This is a genomic window from Pseudomonas sp. NCIMB 10586 (assembly GCF_023127895.1).
GTDB classification, from domain to species: Bacteria; Pseudomonadota; Gammaproteobacteria; order Pseudomonadales; family Pseudomonadaceae; genus Aquipseudomonas; species Aquipseudomonas synxantha_A.
Genome location: NZ_SPKQ01000045.1, coordinates 255,769 through 273,814 on the forward strand (window position 1 = coordinate 255,769; position 18,046 = coordinate 273,814).

Consider the following 18,046-nt stretch of genomic DNA (forward strand, 5'->3'; position numbering starts at 1 on the left):
TGGCGACCATCATCGTAAGAATGAGTTTTAGGTATAGCCAATACTTGGGCAATGCACCTGATTAAATGCAGAGCCGGTTTTTTTCTGTGCCGATCATGCGCGTTCGCGCGGGATCAGGCTCTGTAGCTGAGTGGCCAGGAAGTTGGCGTCGAAACCGAAGGTGTCCGGGTCTTTCAGGCCGTTGGTTTTCTTCCACAGCCAGTCGTGCTTATCCACCGGCAGGACCAGCGACACACTGCCGTGGCGAGCGGCGGTGAGGCCCATCACCGATACTGAAATCAAACCACCGACGCCCATCACATCCGGCACGAACTCCACGCTTTTGCCAGTGATGTGCACACTGAGTTTTTCGCTCTTGAAGGGTGAACTCTCCACCGGCACGCTCGGGCTGCTGGCGGTGTAAGCCTCACGCTGAACCTCCAGCAAACCTACGGTTTTTACCGGCTCCAGCCACTGTTCAATCTGGCCGAACAGCTCGCCAAGCTTCTGCGCCCAACGTGCTGATTGCAGGTCGAACTGCTGTTGTTTGTGTGCTTCGCTATCGGCGTAATGACGAAGCATCTCGCCCAGTTGCTGTACATCGTCCATTGCGGATTTCCTTGGGTGAGCCAGGTTGCCAAGCCTGATCATGGCAGATGCAGAGCATTACCGTATGGGTTAAAAACTGCTCCGGTGATTTTGTCGGCAACTGCGTATGACGAACCCACCGTCGATGAGTAAGGTGGTGCCCTACCCCCTTGTCCGGAGCATTGCATGCGCACCATCGGCCTTATCGGCGGCATGAGTTGGGAATCCAGCGCCGAGTATTACCGCCTCATCAACCAGCGCGTACGTGACCAGCTTGGCCCTTTGCGTAGCGCGCAGATTTTGCTGTACAGCGTGGACTTCGGCCCGGTGGAGCAGGCCCAGCACGCCGGGCGCTGGGACGATACCGCGCTGATCCTGGAGGACGCCGCGCGCCGTTTGCAGGCAGGGGGCGCCGAGTGCGTGGTGCTGTGTACCAATACCATGCACCTGGTGGCGCCGCGTATTGAGGCGGCGGTGTCGATTCCATTCCTGCATATTGCCGACGCCACGGCGGCCGCAGCCCTTGAGGCCGGAACCTTGACGGTGGGTCTGCTCGGTACCGCGTTTACTATGGAACAGGACTTCCTCAAATCCCGCCTCGCCGCCCAGGGCCTGACCGTGCTGATACCGGACGCGGAAGAGCGCAAGCAAGTGCACCGAATCATTTATCAAGAGTTGTGCGTGGGAGTCATCAGCGACGCTTCGCGCCAGGTGTATCAGCGGGTGATCCGGGCGCTCGCCGCGCGCGGCGCCCAGGCGGTCATCCTCGGCTGCACGGAAATCTGCCTGTTGATCCAGCCCGAACACAGCGCCCTGCCGCTGCTGGATACCACCGCGCTGCATGCGCAGGCTGCGGTGGCGTTTGCTCTAGCGGATTAAGCCGACTTGCGCAGGCGCGCCATGCTCAGGGTGTCGACAAACGCACCGTCACGCAGGGCGTAATCGCGCAACCGGCCCTCCACTTCGAAGCCGAACTTGCGATACAGGTGATGCGCGGCTTCGTTGTCGGCATACACCGTCAGTTCCACGCGGTGCAGGTTCATCCAGTTGTCGGCGACGTCCAGCGCGGCGGTCAACAGCCGCGAGCCGACGCCCTTGCCCTGCCAGGCAGTCGCCACGCCCATGCCGAATGAACCGACATGGCTCTGACGCACGCGCAGGTACTGTTCCAGGCCCAGTTGGCCAACCACTTCACCGCCATGTACTGCCACCAGTTGCAAGCGCCGCTCGTTATCCATCACCAAACGCTTGCGCCAGGCTTCCACCGATTGGAAAGGCATTTGCAGCACCTGACGGCAGACCGCCGGTTCGTTGTAGAGCGCGGCGACGCCCTCAAGGTGGGCCTCGGTAAAGCGCTGGATCACGATATGGGGCTCAGGTGTGTGCATTGCGTTTCATCCTTTGAAAGACCAATGGCGGACCAGTGTAGGGGCAAAGTCAGCCGCCTGACGAGCCCGGCGTTTTCCCACACATCAACCAGCGCCATCCTGCATCTGAACGATGGCAGTCCAGCCGTGCAACATCGATACTCAACCCAGGCCCTGCCCCCTGACCCCAGGCCCCGGCCTTCACCCTGTGACGAGAACAACAAAAAAAGTCCCACAGAGGAATACCTATGAGTCGCCTTGATCCCAATGGCCTGTTGCAGGCCTTCAGTACCCTGGCCCTGGATCTGCAGCGCCTGGCCCAACATCAAGACATCGAACATTTCCAGCACCATGCCCTCGCACGGCTGAGCCAGTTGCTGGCATTTGACAGTGCCTGGTGGGGGCGCGCGGCGGTGATTGACGGTATGCCGGAGGAGCACAACAGCTACCTGTACCATTTACCACCACACTACCTGGCGGACTGGCAGTCGATCCGCCATCTGGACGTGACCGTCGGCCGAGTGCATGCAACACCCGGCCAGGCCGTGATCATCGACATGCGCGACCCGGCCAATGGCAGCGCCTTGAATTGGCTGGGGCAGCGCCACGGCCTGGGCCAATTGCTGTGCGTGATCCATATCGACCCGCAAACCCACCTCAGCGACCACCTGACGCTATACCGCAAACCCGGTGCGCCCAGGTTCAACACCCATGACTGCCTGCTGCTCAATAATCTGATGTTGCATCTGGTGGCGGCAGTGTCCGCGAACCAGATCCGCACGCTGGTGGCCATGCGTGAAACCCTGACCAGCCCACGCAACCTCGCCTTGGCTGTATGCGACCCTCGAGGCGTATTGCAATGCGCCGAGCGCGGCTTTATCGACATTTTGCTCAGTGAGTGGCCGCGCTGGAGCGGCCCTACCCTGCCGGTACAACTGGATGAACGCGGCCATGCCGGCAAGCACATTCACATCCAGGTTTCGGCAGTGGGCGACCAGTTGCTGCTGGCGGCGCGCCTCAACCGTGCACTGCCCCAGTTGAGCCCGCGAGAGAACGACGTGGCCCAGGGGTTTGGCGAGGGCAAGACTTATAAGCAAGTGGCCCGCGACCTTGGCCTTTCACCCAATACGGTACGTCACCATCTGCGCGCCATTTACACCAAGCTGGGGGTCAACGACAAGGCGCGTATAGCGCACTTGGTACACGCCCCACCCGACTGATCCTCGCCCTTTCAACTTAAGCCTTTGCCACGCTCGTTTTCACGGTCGCGGGCAACTGTTGCCCGTTTTTTGGCTGCCCCTTACAAGAGACGCCTTGCCATGATTCATTCACCTCTACGCAAGATCACAGTGTTGCTTGGCGGCACGCTGCTCAGCCTCGACAACCAGGCTGCCGACCTTAACGCTCGGGACTTTTTTGGCGCACCGGCGGGCACCAGCCTGGGGGTGGTGTACCTGCCCGCCACCCGTGCCGGCGATTTCCATGGGCCCGCCGACAGCACCGGCAAGGCCGACCTCAAGGTCAACGCCCTGGCCTACCGCCAGGTGTATTTCACCGACGCCTGCGGCACGCTGTGTACGCCGCAGTTCATCCTGCCATTTGCCGACATTACGGCGCGCTTGCCCGGCACTGAGCAGCGCACCCGCGAGCGCGGCCTGGGCGATCCACAAGTGGGCGGCACGCTGTTTTTCATCAACGACCCGGCATCGCGCACCTACAGTGGCCTGTTGAGCCTGATCACCGTGCCTCTAGGTGAGTACCACAGCCAGAACCCGGATGTGTCCCCGGGTGCCAACCGTTGGGGCGCCACCTTTGTCTACAACTACACCCAGGGCATCGGCGATAACTGGGTGCTGGAAGCCAACCTCGAAGCCCAATTTTACGCCAAGAATGACGACTATTTTGGCAGCGAACTCAAGCAAGCCCCGCTGTATCGCCTGCAAGCCTTCGCGTCCTATGACTTCAGCGCCGCCACTTACGGGGCACTGCGCCTGGTCCAGGCGGATGGTGGTGCGCTGCGCATCAACAATCGCCGTATCGACGATACCCACAAACGCTACACGCAACTGGGCCTGGAACTGGGGCATTGGCTCGACACCCAGAACCAACTGATGGTCAGCCTTTCGCAAAACGTCGCTGCCTCCAACGGCTATGCCGGGACCGAGGCCTTGCTGCGCCTGGTCCATGTGTTCTGATCCCCATTCCTGGAGTTTGAAAATGCCTACTCAACCCTCTGGGGCAAAGGCACGGCTGGCGGCAATCGTGCTGTTTGCCGCCATCACCCCAACCATCCTGATGACCGCACCCGCCGTGGCCGCGCAGTTGGCCAGCGAATGGCAACTGAGCCCGGCACGCATCGGCGATTTGTTTTCCGTGGAGCTGGGCGCGATGAGCCTGGCGACCTTGCCTGCCTGGTGGTGGCTCAAGCGGGTTGACTGGCGCGCCGCGGCCCTGATTGCAGCGCTGCTATTTATCGTGGCCAATCTGTTGTCGATGCACGCCGAAACCTATGCAGCGTTACTGGCGCTGCGCTGTGCCAGCGCCCTGGCCGGCGGCTCATTGATGATCCTCTGCCTGGCCAGCGCCGCCACTACCGCCAATCCCAGCCGTGTCTACGGGCTGTGGGTGATGGGCCAATTAGTCGTCGGTGCACTCGGGCTGATCGTACTGCCGGGCTTGTTCGAGCGGTTTGGACTGAACGCCTGCTACCTGATCCTGGCGGGCTTGATGACCCTGTTGCTGCCTCTGGCCCGGGCGTTTCCCGCTGGCAATGCCACGGCACCGGCAAACCGCGGCCCTTCATTGCCTGGCTCACGCTGGAAAGCCGTGCTGGGGGTCGGCGCAGTCCTGGCCTTTTACATCAGCCTGGGCGGTGTCTGGACCTTTATCGGTGCCTTGGGCGCCCGTGTCGGGATTTCCCCACAACACAGTGGCGAGGTACTCGCCATCGCAACCGTAATGGGCATTGCCGGCGCCGCGAGCGCGTCGCTGATTGGCAGGCGACTGCCCCGAGCAATGCTGTTGCTCGGGGGTTATGCGCTGATGGTGGCGGCTGTGCTGCTTTTGCTCGGCGAGCCAGCGCTGCTGCGTTTTGCCCTGGCGGCGCTGCTGTTCAAGTTCACCTGGACGTTCATCCTGCCGTTGGTGCTGGCCTGCCTGGCCGATCTTGATCACAGCGGCAAACTCATGAACGCCTCCAACCTGGTGATCGGCGGTGGCCTGGCCATCGGCCCGGCGATTGCTGGCCGCCTGATCGAGGCCAGCGGCGGGTTCACCCTCCTGCTGCTGGGCGCTGCCGTCATCACGTTGCTTTCCCTGGTGATGATCTTCACCAGCCGTCCCAATCACCTCACCGAACTGGAGCCGGTATGAACCGAACCACCGCATTTTTCTTCGATGAAATGAGCCTGTGGCACAGCGCAGGTGCGCACGCGCTGACATTGCCCGTAGGCGGCTGGGTACAGCCGCCGGCTGGCAGCGGTCATGCCGAATCCCCGGAGACCAAACGTCGCTTGAAAAGCTTGTTGGATGTGTCTGGATTGACGCGTCATCTGCACCTGCTTAGCGCACCGCCGGCCAGTGAAGCAGACCTGCTACGGGTGCACAGCAGCGCTTATCTGCAACGCTTCAAGGCCCTGAGCGATGCTGGCGGCGGCGAGCTCGGCCCGCAGGCGCCGATTGGGCCGGGCAGCTACGAGATCGCGAAACTGTCTGCAGGCTTGACCATCGCCGCCGTAGACACGGTGCTCAAGGGGCAGGCGCACAATGCCTATTCCCTGTCTCGGCCGCCTGGGCATCACTGCCTGGCAGACAGCGCCATGGGCTTCTGCTTTCTCGCCAATATTGCCATTGCCATCGAAGCGGCCAAGGTCCATAACGGGCTCGGCAAAGTCGCTGTGATCGACTGGGACGTGCACCACGGTAACGGCACGCAATCAATCTTCGAGGAGCGTGCCGATGTGTTGACGGTTTCACTGCACCAGGACGCTTGCTACCCACCGGGCTACAGCGGCGAACGGGATCGTGGCCGGGGTGCCGGCCTGGGCGCCAACATCAATATCCCGCTGCCGCCGGGCAGTGGTCACGCAACCTATGCGCATACGATGGAACGCATTGTGCTGCCCGCCCTGGAGCGTTTCGAGCCAGAGTTGATCATCATCGCCTGCGGCTATGACGCCAATGCCGTCGACCCACTGGCGCGCATGTTGCTGCACAGCGAATCGTTCCGGCTGATGACCCGCAGCCTGCGCGAGGCAGCCGAGCGTTTGTGCCAGGGCCGTCTGGTGCTGGTGCATGAAGGCGGTTACAGCGAAGCCTACGTACCGTTTTGCGGGTTGGCGACCCTCGAGGAATTAAGCGGCGTGCGCACAGCGGTGCAAGACCCAATGCTGGAGTTTGTGCAATTGCAGCAACCCGGTGCGGCGCTGCAAGCGTTTCAGGAGCAGTGGGTGGAGCGGTTGGCGCAGGGGGTCAGCGATTAGCAGCAAGGCGCCACACCCGCGCAATATCCGCGGCGCGCTCGCGCAACAGGCGTGGCGCCTCGCTGCAGGCTTGTTCCAGGCTCATTGGTCCCGACGGTAGGGCAAATGCTGCATCCACACCGTGGGCATACATCTGCTCGTAACCGTCGCCCAAGGTGCCTGCGATCACAATGACCGGTACGCCGTGCTGGCTGGCGATGCGCGCAACCCCGAACGGGGTCTTGCCGCGCAGGGTCTGAGCGTCGAAGCGGCCTTCGCCGGTGATGACCAGGTCGGCGCCGCGTACGGCGTCTTCGAGGCCGACCAGTTCGGCGACCACCTCCACGCCCGGACGAAATTGCGCACCGAGGAATGCCTTGGCGGCGAAGCCCAGACCACCGGCAGCACCACTGCCGGGTTCGTCGCGCACATCCTTGGGCAGCACCTGGGCGCAGTGGTGGGCGAAATGGTCAAGGGCGGCGTCCAGTTGTGCCACCTGCTCGGGACTCGCACCTTTCTGCGGGCCGAAAATCGCTGAGGCACCGTGAGGACCGCACAGGGGGTTATTGACGTCAGCAGCGATCTCAAAACGCACCTGCGCCAAACGCGGGTCGAGCGTTTCAAGGCTAATACGCGCCAGGCGCGCCAACGCCAGCCCACCTGGGGACAGCGGCTGACTTTCTGCGTCAAAAAGTTGCACACCCAGGGCCTGCATCGCACCAGCCCCGCCATCGTTGGTAGCACTGCCGCCAATCGCCAGGATAATACGCTGCGCGCCCGCCTCCAGGGCGGCGCGGATCAACTCACCAGTGCCATACGTCGTCGTCGAACACGCGTCACGCTGGCCCGGTGCGACCAGTTGCAAGCCACTGGCCTCGGCCATCTCGATAATCGCGGTATGGCTGTCGGCCAACCAGCCCCAGCGTGCCTCTACGTCATCTCCCAGTGGGCCTCGCACCGTTTGCCGGCGCAACTGGCCATTGCACGCGGCGAGCACTGCATCCACCGTGCCTTCACCACCATCGGCCATCGGGCATTCGACCAACTGCGCATCGGGCCAGACCTGGGCCAACCCTTCGGCAATGGCCTGGGCCGTGCCTGCGGCACTGAGGCTGTCCTTGAACGAGTCGGGCGCGATGATGATCTTCATGATGGGCTTTCTCCGGTTTTTATAATGCCCATGCTGCCAGTTGGCCTGGGCAATGACGCCGGTCCGATGCACAAGTGCAAATGGGGTTTGTTGGTCATTTCTACAAAGCCTGCGCCTCCAGAGGGTGAGGCAACAACTGCACGCCCAGGTACAAGGCAAGCATACCGTCGAGGGTCAGCGGGTCGACGCCGCTGAGTTCGGCAATACGCTCCATGCGGTAACGCAAGCTGTTGCGGTGGATGCCCAAGGCATCGGCACACGCCTGGCTTTGCCCGTCGTGCTCGCACCAACTGCGCAAGGTCGCCAGCAGTTGCCCATTGCTATCCTTGGCCAGCACCTTGCGCAATGGGTTGAGCAGCTCGTCCAGCGCATCGTCGTTGCGATGACGCCAGAGCATGACCGGCAGACGATAACGGGTGAGGGTCAATAGGCGTGTTTGCGGCAGGAGATCGCGGCCATAGGCAAGTAGATCACTGACCCTGCGGTAACAGCGGCGCAGCCCTGGCAAGCCATCCGCTTGCCCGCCAACCGCAACACGCAGGATATTCCAACCCAGGCCGTCGAGCTTTTCCAGCAAACGCGGATTATCGACCTGCATAGCGGCAGGCCGGCACCACAGCAGGGAGAACTGCGCAGGGCTGACGCACCAACTGTCGGGATAGCGGCTGGTAAGCCAGGCACTCAAGGCTTCTGCCGATTGGCCCGGGCCCAGTTCGAACAGGTATGGCGTGCGCGCCAGATGCGGTTTGAGGCCCAGTTGCCGGGCTTCGTCCACCAGGCGGGGGGAGTCGCCATTGTCGGCCAGCAGCAAGGCCAGCAAATCATCGCAACGCTGGCGTCGCCATTGCTGCTCAGCTTGCTGATGGCGGTGGCTGACCAACATTTCAGCCGTCATACGCACCAGTTCGGCATAGGTGCGCAGGCCATCGGGTTCGCCGGTAATGCCCAGCACGCCGATCAGCCGCTGATCGTGCATAAGCGGCAGGTTAATGCCCGGTTGCACGCCCTTGAGATGCTTGGCGGTCTGCCCGTCGATTTCCACCACCCGGCCATTGGCCAGGACCAACTGCGCCCCTTCGTGACGAGTATTGATACGCTCCGGCTCACCGCTGCCGAGGATCAGGCCCTGGCTGTCCATGACGTTGACGTTATACGGCAGGATTGCCATGGTGCGATCGACAATCTCCTGCGCCAAGTCATGATCCAACTCGAACATGGGGCTAATTTCCTGAAAAGACGGGTTGTTCACCGGCACAGCGCAAAGGCGGCTTCGCTGTGCGCCGGCACAAAGACAGTCGCCCATTACGTCGCCGAGACTGTTGGGGCGGTCAACGTTACCCTCGCGCCGCGAAAAATCATAATAAAGAGAGAATCCCATGCCACAGAGCGCCACTGCAGCACTGGCCAGCGATGACGATAAAAACGCCATCTACAAGCGCATCACCCTGCGCCTGATCCCCTTCATCTTTATCTGCTACCTGTTCAATTACCTCGACCGGGTAAACGTTGGCTTTGCCAAGCTGCAGATGCTCGATGCGTTGAAGTTCAGCGAAACCGTGTACGGCCTGGGCGCCGGGATTTTCTTTATCGGCTACGTGCTGTGCGGCGTGCCGAGCAACCTGGCACTCACCCGGTTCGGCCCACGGCGCTGGATCGCGTTGATGATGATCGTGTGGGGGACGCTGTCTACCTGCTTGCTGTTTGTGACCACGCCGACGCATTTCTACACCTTACGCCTGTTTACCGGTGCCGCTGAAGCCGGCTTCTTCCCCGGCGTGGTGCTGTACCTCTCGCAGTGGTTCCCGACCTTCCGCCGTGGGCGGATCATGGCGCTGTTCATGTCGGCAATCCCGGTGTCCGGCTTGCTCGGCAGCCCGTTCTCTGGGTGGATCCTCAACCACTTCGCAGCCGGCCAAGGTGGCCTGGCGGGCTGGCAGTGGATGTTCCTGCTGCAGGGCATCCCGACTGTGATCCTCGGCGCCCTCGCCTACTTTCTGCTCAGTGACAGCTTCGCCAATGCCAAGTGGCTCAAGCCCCATGAGCGCGCAGTGTTGGAAGCCGACCAGTCCACGGACCTGGCGAACAAGCCCGCAACCACCAGCGATTCGCTGGCCGAAGTCTTCAAGAACCCGGCGATCTGGGCGTTCGGCCTGATCTACTTCTGCATCCAGAGCGGCGTGTATGCGATCAACTTCTGGCTGCCTTCGATCATCAAGAACCTGGGGTTCAGCGACAACCTGGTGATTGGCTGGCTCAGCGCGATCCCCTATTTGCTGGCGGCGGTGTTCATGCTGCTGGTGGGCCGCTCCGCTGACTTGCGCAAGGAACGCCGCTGGCACTTGGTAGTGCCGATGCTGATGGGCGCCATCGGCCTGGTGATTGCGGTTAACTTCGCCACCACCCCGGCCATCGCCATCCTTGGCTTGACCATCGCCACCATGGGTGCACTTACCGGCCTGCCAATGTTCTGGCCGGTGCCCACCGCCATGCTCAGTGCCGGTGCCGCAGCGGGTGGCTTGGCGTTGATCAACTCCATGGGGCAGATGGCGGGGTTTCTCAGCCCGTATATCGTCGGTTTTGTGAAAGATGCCACTGGTTCAACCGATGTGGCGTTGTACCTGCTGGCGGCGGTGATTGTGGGTGGGAGTATGTTGGCTTTGCGGATGACGCGTGCGCTCAAGGTTTAACCTCCATGGGACGGCGCAGATGCTCTTGGAAGGCGTGAGGGTGTTTGCGTCGGCACACGCTGCCTTGAATGGAATTAAAGGCTTGCTTTTTATACCTGTCACTTTTGACAGTATTCAAATTTTTGGATCGCATTTAGCCTTCACTGTGAATTCATTTCACTTCTTGAAGGGCTATCGAGATGATCAGTAAAACAGCACAGGGCACCCAAGGTAAGTTAACAGTCACAGTAGCAGGCGCACACAACCTGACCTTCCAAGGTGACGCGGATAAAATGGATATGTACCAGGAGCCAAATGGAATATGGCATTTGGTGGCGACAAAACGTCTCTCGCCAGAGCCCAACCATTTTTATGGCATTGATATTTATCTTCCCGCTGAGCTACCGAGTGACGGGACCGAACACAGCTATAGCTTTGCCGATGGGCAAGCCAGGTTGCTCTTTTCTGCGTATGAAAACTCGGGCATTTCTCCCTATTGGGCAACTGCCGGGGAGATAACAGTGTCATTCGACGGTGAACGGATGCAGGCGTCTTTCTCGGGTAAAGCGCAGTTTGGTAGCGATAAACAAATAACGCTGACAAAAGGTGATGTCGACCTGACAGGCGTGTCAATGGTTCACAGCGCCCAGTATCCGGCCAAGGGTGAACTGGACCTGACTTTCGAGGGTGGGCCGCTACCGGGTTCTTACTCTTTCAAAACCGACCTGCGGATTGATAGCTCCGACTTCGGGGGCCACCGCCCGGATCGCCGAATCTTCATGGGCGACTATTACGATGACGGCTTGCCGCGGACTCGGAATATTTTTGCCATCGTGGTCTATAACGACGCGAAGGGATTGATCCATGACCTGGCCGGCAATAATGACGTCCGCGTTCAGTTTCAACGACTCGACACTTATGGGACGGTGACAGCCCATGCTGGGGTGCTGAAACTGAACAAAGAAGTCACTGACGAGCATGGCTCGGGTGAGTTTGCCTGTTCCTTTCGAAGAAATGACGGGCCTGAGTTTACTGCCATAGGGACGTTTACACTGGACAAGGCCCGTCATTAACCAAAGGGCACCGGCGGTGGGCGGTTACAGCTGCCCGCCGCCGTCGATGTCGATGATGCTTCCCGTTATAAAGCTGTTCTCCATGGCCAGCACATACCCCGCCGCCACGTCTTCAGCCTGCCCTACCCGGCCAACCGGCAATGCCCCGCCTGCGTTGGCAAACATCGCCACGCGCTGCTCTTGCGCCAACCCGGCATAGGCCGGGGTGTCAATCACGCCCGGGCTGATGACATTGACTCGACGTGGCGCCAGTTCCTTGGCCAGTTGCTTGCCCAATGCTTCGGTCGCAGCGTTGATGCCGGTCTTGATGAACTGCCCCGGTGCCAGCTTGCGCCCCAACTGACCGGAAGTCAGGCTGATGCTGCCGTGTTCATTCAGGAACGGCAGCGCCTGTTGAATCGCACGCAGCGCGCCCCAGAGTTTCACATCGAAATTTTCCTGGGCTTCGTCAAGGTCGGTTTCGATCAGGGGCTTGGCCCGCACCGAAGGGCCCGAGGTGTAGACCAGGTGGTCAAAATGCCCCACCGTTTCGAACAATCGCTGCAACGACGCGCTATCGGTGACGTCCACCGGTTCGCTGCGTACGCCGTTCTCGATGCCGGAGGTCAAGCGACGCCCGGCCAGCACCACGTGCGCGCCGCGAGCGATGGCCGCCTGGGCCACTGCCGCGCCGATACCGCTGCTGCCGCCAATAACGATGACGGTTTTACCGCTCAGAGAAGAGACCATGTGAAAACTACCTGGATAAGAAAGTGAGCCTTCATCTTCACAGCTTGGCAATCGGTGAAAAATCCGGGTAAAACGACAAGATCTTTAAAGGATTTTTATCAATGGGCTCGATTCTCGACCTTGAAGTCTTTGTGCGCAGCGCCGACACCGGTAGCCTGACCGCTGCCGCCCGTAGCCTCGGCCTTACCCCAGCAGCGGCCAGTATTGCCCTCAAGCGTCTTGAAACCCGGCTCGGCATCCGACTGCTTGCCCGCTCCACCCGCAGCATGCGCCTGACCGAAGAAGGCCGGCGTTATCTGGACAGCGTGCGAGTGGCGCTGGAAGCCCTGTGCGAAGGCGAACATGCCATCAAGCAACAAGGCCAAAGCCTCAGTGGTTTATTGCAATTGGCCGCTCCCTCGGACTTTGGCCGCAATGTGCTGCTGGGCTGGCTGGATGAGTTCAAGCTCGAGCATCCGAACATCCGCCTGCAATTGTTACTCAACGACAGCAATGCCGATTTGTTTCGCGACACCGTCGATATCGCCCTGCGCTTTGGCGTGCCGAGGGATTCCAGCCTGGTGGCGCTGCCAGTGGTGCCCGGCCACCAGCGCATCGTCTGCGCCAGCCCCGACTACCTGGCGCGCTACGGTGCACCGCAGGTGCCTGCAGATTTGGCGCAGCACAGTACGCTGCGCTACATGCGCCGCGGGCAGGCCAATAGCACCTGGTATTTCCGCCAGGGCACACTGCTGCAGGAGGTCGAAGTCAGCGGCGACTACCTCAGCGATGACGGCGAAATCGTTCGGCGCTGGGCGCTGGCCGGCCATGGCATTGCCTATAAAGCCAACCTGGATGTGGCCCGAGACATCCAGGCCGGGCGGCTGGTGCCGCTGCTTCCCGACTGGCAAGGCGAACCCACGCCGTTCAACCTGATGTGCCCTCACCGTCTGCAAGTATCGGAGCGGGTGAAAGTGCTGCATCGTTTTTTACAGGCCCGCTGCCAGACATTGCTGCGCGGATGAAGAAATGCGCCCAGGGCTTGTTCCAGAGCCGTCGGGTCTGGTATTGCATGACTCACATTTGCCTGCAATGAGGAGCTTTGCATGATTTACCGCACATTGGGCCAGTCCGGGTTGAAAGTCAGCGCACTGACGCTCGGCACCATGATGTTTGGCGAACAAACCAGCACCGAAGACTCGCTGCGTATCATCGACAAGGCCTGGGACCAGGGTATCAATTTTATCGACACCGCCGACGTCTACACCGGCGGGCGCTCCGAAGAGATCGTCGGCGAAGCCATTGCGCGCAATCGCCAGGATTGGGTGCTGGCCACCAAGGTCGGCTTCGGCCCCGCCGATGGTTTGCCCAACCGCAGCGGGCTGAACCGCAAGCGCATCTTCAATGCGTTGGAAGCCAGCCTTGCGCGCCTGGATACCGATTACCTGGACATCTACTATCTGCACCGTGAAGATCACGACACGCCTTTGGAGGTAACCGTGTCGGCCATTGGCGACCTGATCCGCCAAGGCAAGATCCGCTACTGGGGCCTGTCCAATTATCGCGGTTGGCGCATCGCTGAAGTGATTCGCGTGGCCGAGCGCCTGGGGGTAGATAAACCCATTATCAGCCAGCCGCTGTATAACATCGTCAACCGCCAGGCCGAGGTCGAGCAAATCACAGCGGCGGCAGCCTATGGTTTGGGTGTAGTGCCTTACAGCCCGCTGGCACGTGGGGTGCTCAGTGGCAAGTACGCACCTGACGTTACACCCGAGCCAGGCAGCCGTGCCGCGCGCCAGGACAAGCGCATCCTGGAAACCGAATGGCGGGTGGAGTCGCTACGCATCGCCCAGCTGATCCAGCAATACACCCAGGGACGTGGCGTGGGGATTGTAGAGTTCGCAATTGCCTGGGTGCTGAACAACGCGGCAGTGAGTTCGGCGATTGTGGGGCCGCGTACCGAGGCGCAGTGGGATGCCTACACTCACGCGCTGAACGTAAACATCACGCCTGAGGATGAGGCCTTCATTGATTCGCTGGTCACGCCCGGGCACTCGTCCACTCCGGGGTTCAACGACCTGGGCCATTTTGTTTCCGGCCGCGTGGCGTTGCGAGCGGACTGAAATCTGCCTGATAGCATGGAGATTGAAATGTGGGTGGAAGCAAACTCCCGCCCGCATTCTATTTCTCGCAAAAAACGCCATACTCCCCTCCTGGAACTGGATATGAATCGGCTTTCGCGAGGACAGTGTGTCTAAAGGTGTGGTGTTATCGGTCTTGGCCTCGGTGTTGTTTGCCGTGATGTATTACTTCACGTCACTGCTCACACCGTTGAGTGGTCTGGAGATTTTCGGCTGGCGCATGTTGCTTACAGTACCGTGCATGACGGTGTTCATGATCGTCAGCGGCGAGTGGCGGCGGGTGTGGGAACTGTTGCGGATGTTGGCGGCCAAGCCGCGCCTGATCGCCGGGGTGCTGGTGTCTTCTGCCTTGCTCGGCGTGCAGTTGTGGCTGTTTATGTGGGCGCCGCTGAATGGGCGCAGCCTGGACGTGTCCGTGGGGTACTTCCTGCTGCCGCTGACCATGGTGCTCACCGGGCGCCTGGTCTATGGCGAGCGGTTGTCACGGTTGCAACAGATCGCCGTGGTGTTTGCCGCGCTGGGCGTACTGAACGAGTTGTATCAGGCTGGTGGTTTTTCCTGGGCAACGCTGGTGGTGATCATAGGCTACCCGGTGTATTTCGTGGTGCGCAAATACCTGACCACCGATCATTTGGGCGGGCTGTGGCTGGATATGGCGCTGATGCTGCCGGTGGCCTGGTGGTTTGTGCAGAGCGGCGAACAGGGTTTTGCGGTGCTCGATGTGCATCCCAAGCTATACGGGTTGATTCCGATGCTGGGCTTGATCAGCGCTTCGGCGCTGGTGAGCTACATCATTGCCAGTCGCTTGCTGGCCTTCAGCCTGTTCGGGCTGCTGAGCTACGTAGAACCGGTGCTGCTGCTGGCGGTGGCACTGCTGTTGGGCGAAGGCATCCAAGGCGGGCAATGGCTGACCTATATCCCGATCTGGCTGGCGGTGATGGTCCTGGTGTATGAAGGGTTCAAACATCTAGTGCGTCAACACCGAGCTTGAGTGGCTGGATGGAAGTGGCGCAATGGCGTGGGGTATCCATTCCCCTCTGTCGAGTCAGGTCCTGACTTCGGTCGTCGGTAATTCAGGCGTACCTACGCTTTGTTCAATGACGTCGGCTGTGTTCTCCAACCTTTTCCTCCACTTACCGTAATGGGGGATGTTGCTCTGGATTTGACTGCCCACCCTTTCCAAGTTGGCATCCATCTCTGCCTTATCAACACCAAACACCTTGCCGACACGATTGTCGTGATTCAATTCAAGCAGCGTTCCTTTGATGGGGTCTTTCAGGATGGTTTCGATGGAATTCGCCACGTTGTCAGAAAGACCCAGCGCTTTCAACGCGGTGGCGAGGCCATGCCCAGGACTTCTGAGTTGCTTCAGGAACTCGTCGTAAAGACCCATTAGGTCATTAGCGCGCACGTTGTCCAGGGAGACACTGGTTATTTTCTTGCGGAACTCGTTGAAGGTCATGGGTTCAAGCGGTTTGTTTTGGTTCAACCCGTTTTGGACGAAATAAAATCTCCTCGCCTTGGCGTCCTTTTTTTGGCCGCCGCCTTGCAAGTTTCCATAAGCGTCGTAGCTATAGACGATGGCTTCTCCATCTGGCCGATACCCGACATAAAACGCCTTTCCATCTGGTTCCAGTTTATAGAGCTGCGTTCGCACCAGCCCGTCGACCTGAGCGGGTGGGACCGAGGCGTCTTTGTTCAACCGCTCGAAAATATCCCCCCGCTCATGGCCGAAACTACCCACGACCGCATTAATATCGCCAGCCGCGAACTCGCCGAACTGCTTGTTGACCCGTTCCTGCTGTTTGGGTGCTTCAGGATTGGAAAAATGCTGGGTAAATCGCTTTCGCTCAGTCGGGTCATTGGCTACGTCCTTGAGCCAGGCCGTCATTTCCTCTGCATCCTTGAACTCATGAAACGAGGTCACGTCATCTTCCGGCATATACAGGACGAGATTAGGCCCATCTTCTGTAGGCGGCACCCGCTTGATCACCATCATGTCATTGGACTGGGCGCCATCAACCGCGAATGTCGAGACCTGCACTCCGGGCGCACCCGGTTTGTTGCGTGAGACCACAGCCTTCACCAACTGATAACCCTCGGCACTGAGGGTGTCGCCCAGGAACTCGGTTTCGCCATCATCCAGAAACTTCTTACGCGCCTGATTGACCAGGTCTGCATCATCGGATGAACGCACATAGCGAACTGGCTCGGTCTGTTCCGCTGGTAGGCTGGGCTCGATCGGGCGTTGAGGGGTAGGACAATTCACATTCATAAGCGGACCTCTTCGGAATGGAAGCGCAGGTTTTTCTGCGCTCCTCGCCTCTGTGTGATATTTGAAAAACCATTTGTTCCTATTTCACCGCCCGGCAATTACAACCCGATATAACCGACACAAAAAAACCCGGTAAAAACCGGGTTTTTTCGTTATCCATTGAATTACTCGGCAGTCAGTACGCCACGACGCACCTGGTCGCGCTCAATCGACTCGAACAGTGCCTTGAAATTGCCTTCGCCAAATCCATCGTCGCCCTTGCGCTGAATGAACTCGAAGAACACCGGCCCCATCAGGGTTTCCGAGAAGATCTGCAAAAGCAGGCGCTTATCGCCTGCAATCGAGGAACCATCCAGCAGGATGCCACGCGATTGCAACTGGTCTACCGGCTCGCCGTGGTTCGGCAGGCGGCCTTCCAGCATTTCGTAGTAAGTGTCTGGCGGTGCGGTCATAAAACGCATGCCGATCTTCTTCAACGCGTCCCAGGTTTTGACCAGGTCGTCGGTGAGGAACGCCACGTGCTGGATGCCCTCGCCGTTGAACTGCATCAGGAACTCTTCGATCTGCCCGGCGCCCTTGGATGATTCTTCGTTCAACGGGATGCGGATCTTGCCATCCGGTGCGCTCATGGCTTTGGAGGTCAGGCCAGTGTATTCGCCCTTGATGTCGAAATAGCGCGCTTCGCGGAAGTTGAACAGTTTTTCGTAGAAGTTGGCCCAGTAGATCATGCGTCCGCGATAGACGTTATGGGTCAGGTGGTCGATGACCTTGAGGCCGGCGCCTACCGGATTGCGGTCAACGCCTTCGAGATAGACGAAATCGATGTCATAGATCGAGTTACCTTCGCCGAAGCGGTCGATCAGGTACAGCGGCGAACCGCCGATACCCTTGATCGCCGGCAGGTTCAGTTCCATCGGCCCGGTTTCAATATGAATCGGCTGGGCGCCCAGTTCCAGGGCCCGGTTGTAGGCTTTTTGCGAGTCCTTGACGCGGAATGCCATGCCGCACACCGACGGCCCATGTTCGGCCGCGAAGTAGGCGGCGAGACTGCCGGGTTCGTTGTTGAGGATCAGGTTGATCTCGCCCTGGCGATACAGGTGCACGTCCTTGGAACGGTGGGTCGCCACCTTGGTGAAGCCCATGATCTCGAAGATCGGCTCCAGCGTGCCAGGCGTCGGCGATGCGAATTCGATAAATTCAAAGCCCATCAGGCCCATCGGGTTTTCATATTGGTCGGTCATTTCGATGCCTCATCATTCTTGTAGGTAGCAATTGATCAGTTGCGAGCAAGGATGAGGTTCGAGGGTGGCGCACAGGAAAGACCCCGCACGCTGCGGGCGAGGAAGTCACCAAAGATGAGGGGGGAGCCGAGTAGCTTCATGGTGTCATCAGTCTCTGACGGCCGAGGCTTGCGTGAGCGCAAGTCCATATTCTTGTATGCGTAAACCGATTCTACACAGCGTAAACAGATTTGTCCGTACTCTTATCAAATCCCCATTGCCCTGCTTCGTGCAAGAGGTTTGTAGCAAGCGCGCCGGCTGGTTAAGCACCCGGGACACGCGTGAATGGGCCCACAGCCCAGAATCAACAATAGGTAGCGAGCGTACTTGGGCAATGCCATCTATCATCGGCACATACC

At 59.8% G+C, this 18,046-nt stretch carries 17 protein-coding genes; 10 read left to right on the forward strand and 7 right to left on the reverse strand.

Features of this window, described 5'->3' with window-relative positions:
- Positions 1-93: 93 nt before the first annotated feature.
- Entirely contained in the window at positions 94-588 is a 495-nt protein-coding gene (locus E4P01_RS21010) for a hypothetical protein (RefSeq protein ID WP_032875395.1), read from the reverse strand.
- Positions 589-753: 165 nt separating this feature from the next.
- On the opposite strand from E4P01_RS21010, the gene E4P01_RS21015 reads away from it, so the two are divergent.
- A complete protein-coding gene (locus tag E4P01_RS21015; RefSeq protein WP_032875398.1) occupies positions 754-1,446 on the forward strand; it encodes an aspartate/glutamate racemase family protein in 693 nt (230 codons plus the stop codon).
- On the opposite strand, the gene E4P01_RS21020 is transcribed toward E4P01_RS21015, so the two are convergent.
- Positions 1,443-1,955, reverse strand: coding sequence for a GNAT family N-acetyltransferase (locus E4P01_RS21020; protein WP_032875400.1), 513 nt, complete (start codon positions 1,953-1,955; stop codon positions 1,443-1,445). The genes E4P01_RS21015 and E4P01_RS21020 overlap by 4 nt on opposite strands.
- 227 nt (positions 1,956-2,182) lie before the next feature.
- On the opposite strand from E4P01_RS21020, the gene E4P01_RS21025 reads away from it, so the two are divergent.
- From E4P01_RS21025 to E4P01_RS21040, 4 genes are all read left to right on the forward strand, one after another.
- Positions 2,183-3,154 (forward strand): LuxR C-terminal-related transcriptional regulator, encoded by a 972-nt coding sequence (locus tag E4P01_RS21025; RefSeq protein ID WP_216091397.1) that lies wholly within the window; start codon positions 2,183-2,185, stop codon positions 3,152-3,154.
- Between the two features lie 99 nt (positions 3,155-3,253).
- Entirely contained in the window at positions 3,254-4,129 is an 876-nt protein-coding gene (locus tag E4P01_RS21030; RefSeq protein ID WP_216091398.1) for a transporter, read from the forward strand.
- Between the two features lie 22 nt (positions 4,130-4,151).
- A complete protein-coding gene (locus E4P01_RS21035) occupies positions 4,152-5,306 on the forward strand; it encodes an MFS transporter (protein WP_216091399.1) in 1,155 nt (384 codons plus the stop codon).
- Positions 5,303-6,415 carry a class II histone deacetylase gene (locus E4P01_RS21040; protein WP_216091400.1) on the forward strand — a complete coding sequence of 371 codons (1,113 nt, stop codon included), beginning with the start codon at positions 5,303-5,305 and terminating at the stop codon, positions 6,413-6,415. Before E4P01_RS21035 ends, E4P01_RS21040 begins: the two co-directional genes overlap by 4 nt.
- Here the strand turns inward: E4P01_RS21040 and E4P01_RS21045 are convergent.
- Together E4P01_RS21045 and E4P01_RS21050 are read right to left on the reverse strand one after the other, a co-directional pair.
- Entirely contained in the window at positions 6,405-7,544 is a 1,140-nt protein-coding gene (locus E4P01_RS21045; RefSeq protein WP_216091401.1) for a glycerate kinase, read from the reverse strand. The two genes, E4P01_RS21040 and E4P01_RS21045, sit on opposite strands and share 11 nt — an antisense overlap.
- Before the next feature lie 100 nt (positions 7,545-7,644).
- Positions 7,645-8,760, reverse strand: a complete 1,116-nt coding sequence (locus E4P01_RS21050; RefSeq protein ID WP_216091402.1) for a sugar diacid recognition domain-containing protein — start codon at positions 8,758-8,760, stop codon at positions 7,645-7,647.
- A 160-nt stretch (positions 8,761-8,920) separates the two neighbouring features.
- Here E4P01_RS21050 and E4P01_RS21055 point away from each other — a divergent pair, with 160 nt between their 5' ends.
- On the forward strand, positions 8,921-10,231 hold the full coding sequence (locus tag E4P01_RS21055; RefSeq protein ID WP_216091403.1) for an MFS transporter: 1,311 nt from the start codon (positions 8,921-8,923) through the stop codon (positions 10,229-10,231).
- Positions 10,232-10,410: 179 nt separating this feature from the next.
- Entirely contained in the window at positions 10,411-11,283 is an 873-nt protein-coding gene (locus E4P01_RS21060; protein WP_216091404.1) for a hypothetical protein, read from the forward strand.
- A gap of 24 nt (positions 11,284-11,307) precedes the next feature.
- Here E4P01_RS21060 and E4P01_RS21065 read toward each other — a convergent pair whose 3' ends face one another.
- A complete protein-coding gene (locus E4P01_RS21065) occupies positions 11,308-12,012 on the reverse strand; it encodes an SDR family oxidoreductase (protein WP_216091405.1) in 705 nt (234 codons plus the stop codon).
- 101 nt (positions 12,013-12,113) lie between these two features.
- Between E4P01_RS21065 and E4P01_RS21070 the strand changes: the two genes are divergently transcribed.
- From E4P01_RS21070 to rarD, 3 genes are all read left to right on the forward strand, one after another.
- Positions 12,114-13,016, forward strand: a complete 903-nt coding sequence (locus E4P01_RS21070) for a LysR family transcriptional regulator (RefSeq protein WP_216091406.1) — start codon at positions 12,114-12,116, stop codon at positions 13,014-13,016.
- 81 nt (positions 13,017-13,097) lie between these two features.
- Complete coding sequence (locus E4P01_RS21075; RefSeq protein ID WP_032875432.1) at positions 13,098-14,114, forward strand: aldo/keto reductase; 1,017 nt, start codon at positions 13,098-13,100, stop codon at positions 14,112-14,114.
- Positions 14,115-14,241: 127 nt separating this feature from the next.
- Positions 14,242-15,123, forward strand: a complete 882-nt coding sequence (gene rarD / locus E4P01_RS21080; RefSeq protein WP_032875435.1) for an EamA family transporter RarD — start codon at positions 14,242-14,244, stop codon at positions 15,121-15,123.
- A gap of 54 nt (positions 15,124-15,177) precedes the next feature.
- On the opposite strand, the gene E4P01_RS21085 is transcribed toward rarD, so the two are convergent.
- Both E4P01_RS21085 and hppD read right to left on the reverse strand, forming a co-directional pair.
- Positions 15,178-16,407 (reverse strand): DUF6543 domain-containing protein, encoded by a 1,230-nt coding sequence (locus tag E4P01_RS21085; RefSeq protein WP_216091407.1) that lies wholly within the window; start codon positions 16,405-16,407, stop codon positions 15,178-15,180.
- A gap of 164 nt (positions 16,408-16,571) precedes the next feature.
- A complete protein-coding gene (gene hppD / locus E4P01_RS21090; RefSeq protein WP_032875438.1) occupies positions 16,572-17,648 on the reverse strand; it encodes a 4-hydroxyphenylpyruvate dioxygenase in 1,077 nt (358 codons plus the stop codon).
- Positions 17,649-18,046 lie beyond the last annotated feature (398 nt).

Bases quoted from the DNA above. Each gene is read 5' to 3' on its own strand.
- E4P01_RS21020 (WP_032875400.1), bottom strand. From the start codon at position 1,955: ATGCACACACCTGAGCCCCATATCGTGATCCAGCGCTTTACCGAGGCC.
- E4P01_RS21030 (WP_216091398.1), top strand. From the start codon at position 3,254: ATGATTCATTCACCTCTACGCAAGATCACAGTGTTGCTTGGCGGCACG.
- hppD (WP_032875438.1), bottom strand. From the start codon at position 17,648: ATGACCGACCAATATGAAAACCCGATGGGCCTGATGGGCTTTGAATTT.
- E4P01_RS21025 (WP_216091397.1), top strand. From the start codon at position 2,183: ATGAGTCGCCTTGATCCCAATGGCCTGTTGCAGGCCTTCAGTACCCTG.
- E4P01_RS21035 (WP_216091399.1), top strand. From the start codon at position 4,152: ATGCCTACTCAACCCTCTGGGGCAAAGGCACGGCTGGCGGCAATCGTG.
- E4P01_RS21055 (WP_216091403.1), top strand. From the start codon at position 8,921: ATGCCACAGAGCGCCACTGCAGCACTGGCCAGCGATGACGATAAAAAC.
- E4P01_RS21040 (WP_216091400.1), top strand. From the start codon at position 5,303: ATGAACCGAACCACCGCATTTTTCTTCGATGAAATGAGCCTGTGGCAC.
- E4P01_RS21015 (WP_032875398.1), top strand. From the start codon at position 754: ATGCGCACCATCGGCCTTATCGGCGGCATGAGTTGGGAATCCAGCGCC.
- E4P01_RS21065 (WP_216091405.1), bottom strand. From the start codon at position 12,012: ATGGTCTCTTCTCTGAGCGGTAAAACCGTCATCGTTATTGGCGGCAGC.
- E4P01_RS21045 (WP_216091401.1), bottom strand. From the start codon at position 7,544: ATGAAGATCATCATCGCGCCCGACTCGTTCAAGGACAGCCTCAGTGCC.
- E4P01_RS21060 (WP_216091404.1), top strand. From the start codon at position 10,411: ATGATCAGTAAAACAGCACAGGGCACCCAAGGTAAGTTAACAGTCACA.
- E4P01_RS21075 (WP_032875432.1), top strand. From the start codon at position 13,098: ATGATTTACCGCACATTGGGCCAGTCCGGGTTGAAAGTCAGCGCACTG.
- E4P01_RS21050 (WP_216091402.1), bottom strand. From the start codon at position 8,760: ATGTTCGAGTTGGATCATGACTTGGCGCAGGAGATTGTCGATCGCACC.
- E4P01_RS21010 (WP_032875395.1), bottom strand. From the start codon at position 588: ATGGACGATGTACAGCAACTGGGCGAGATGCTTCGTCATTACGCCGAT.
- E4P01_RS21070 (WP_216091406.1), top strand. From the start codon at position 12,114: ATGGGCTCGATTCTCGACCTTGAAGTCTTTGTGCGCAGCGCCGACACC.
- E4P01_RS21085 (WP_216091407.1), bottom strand. From the start codon at position 16,407: ATGAATGTGAATTGTCCTACCCCTCAACGCCCGATCGAGCCCAGCCTA.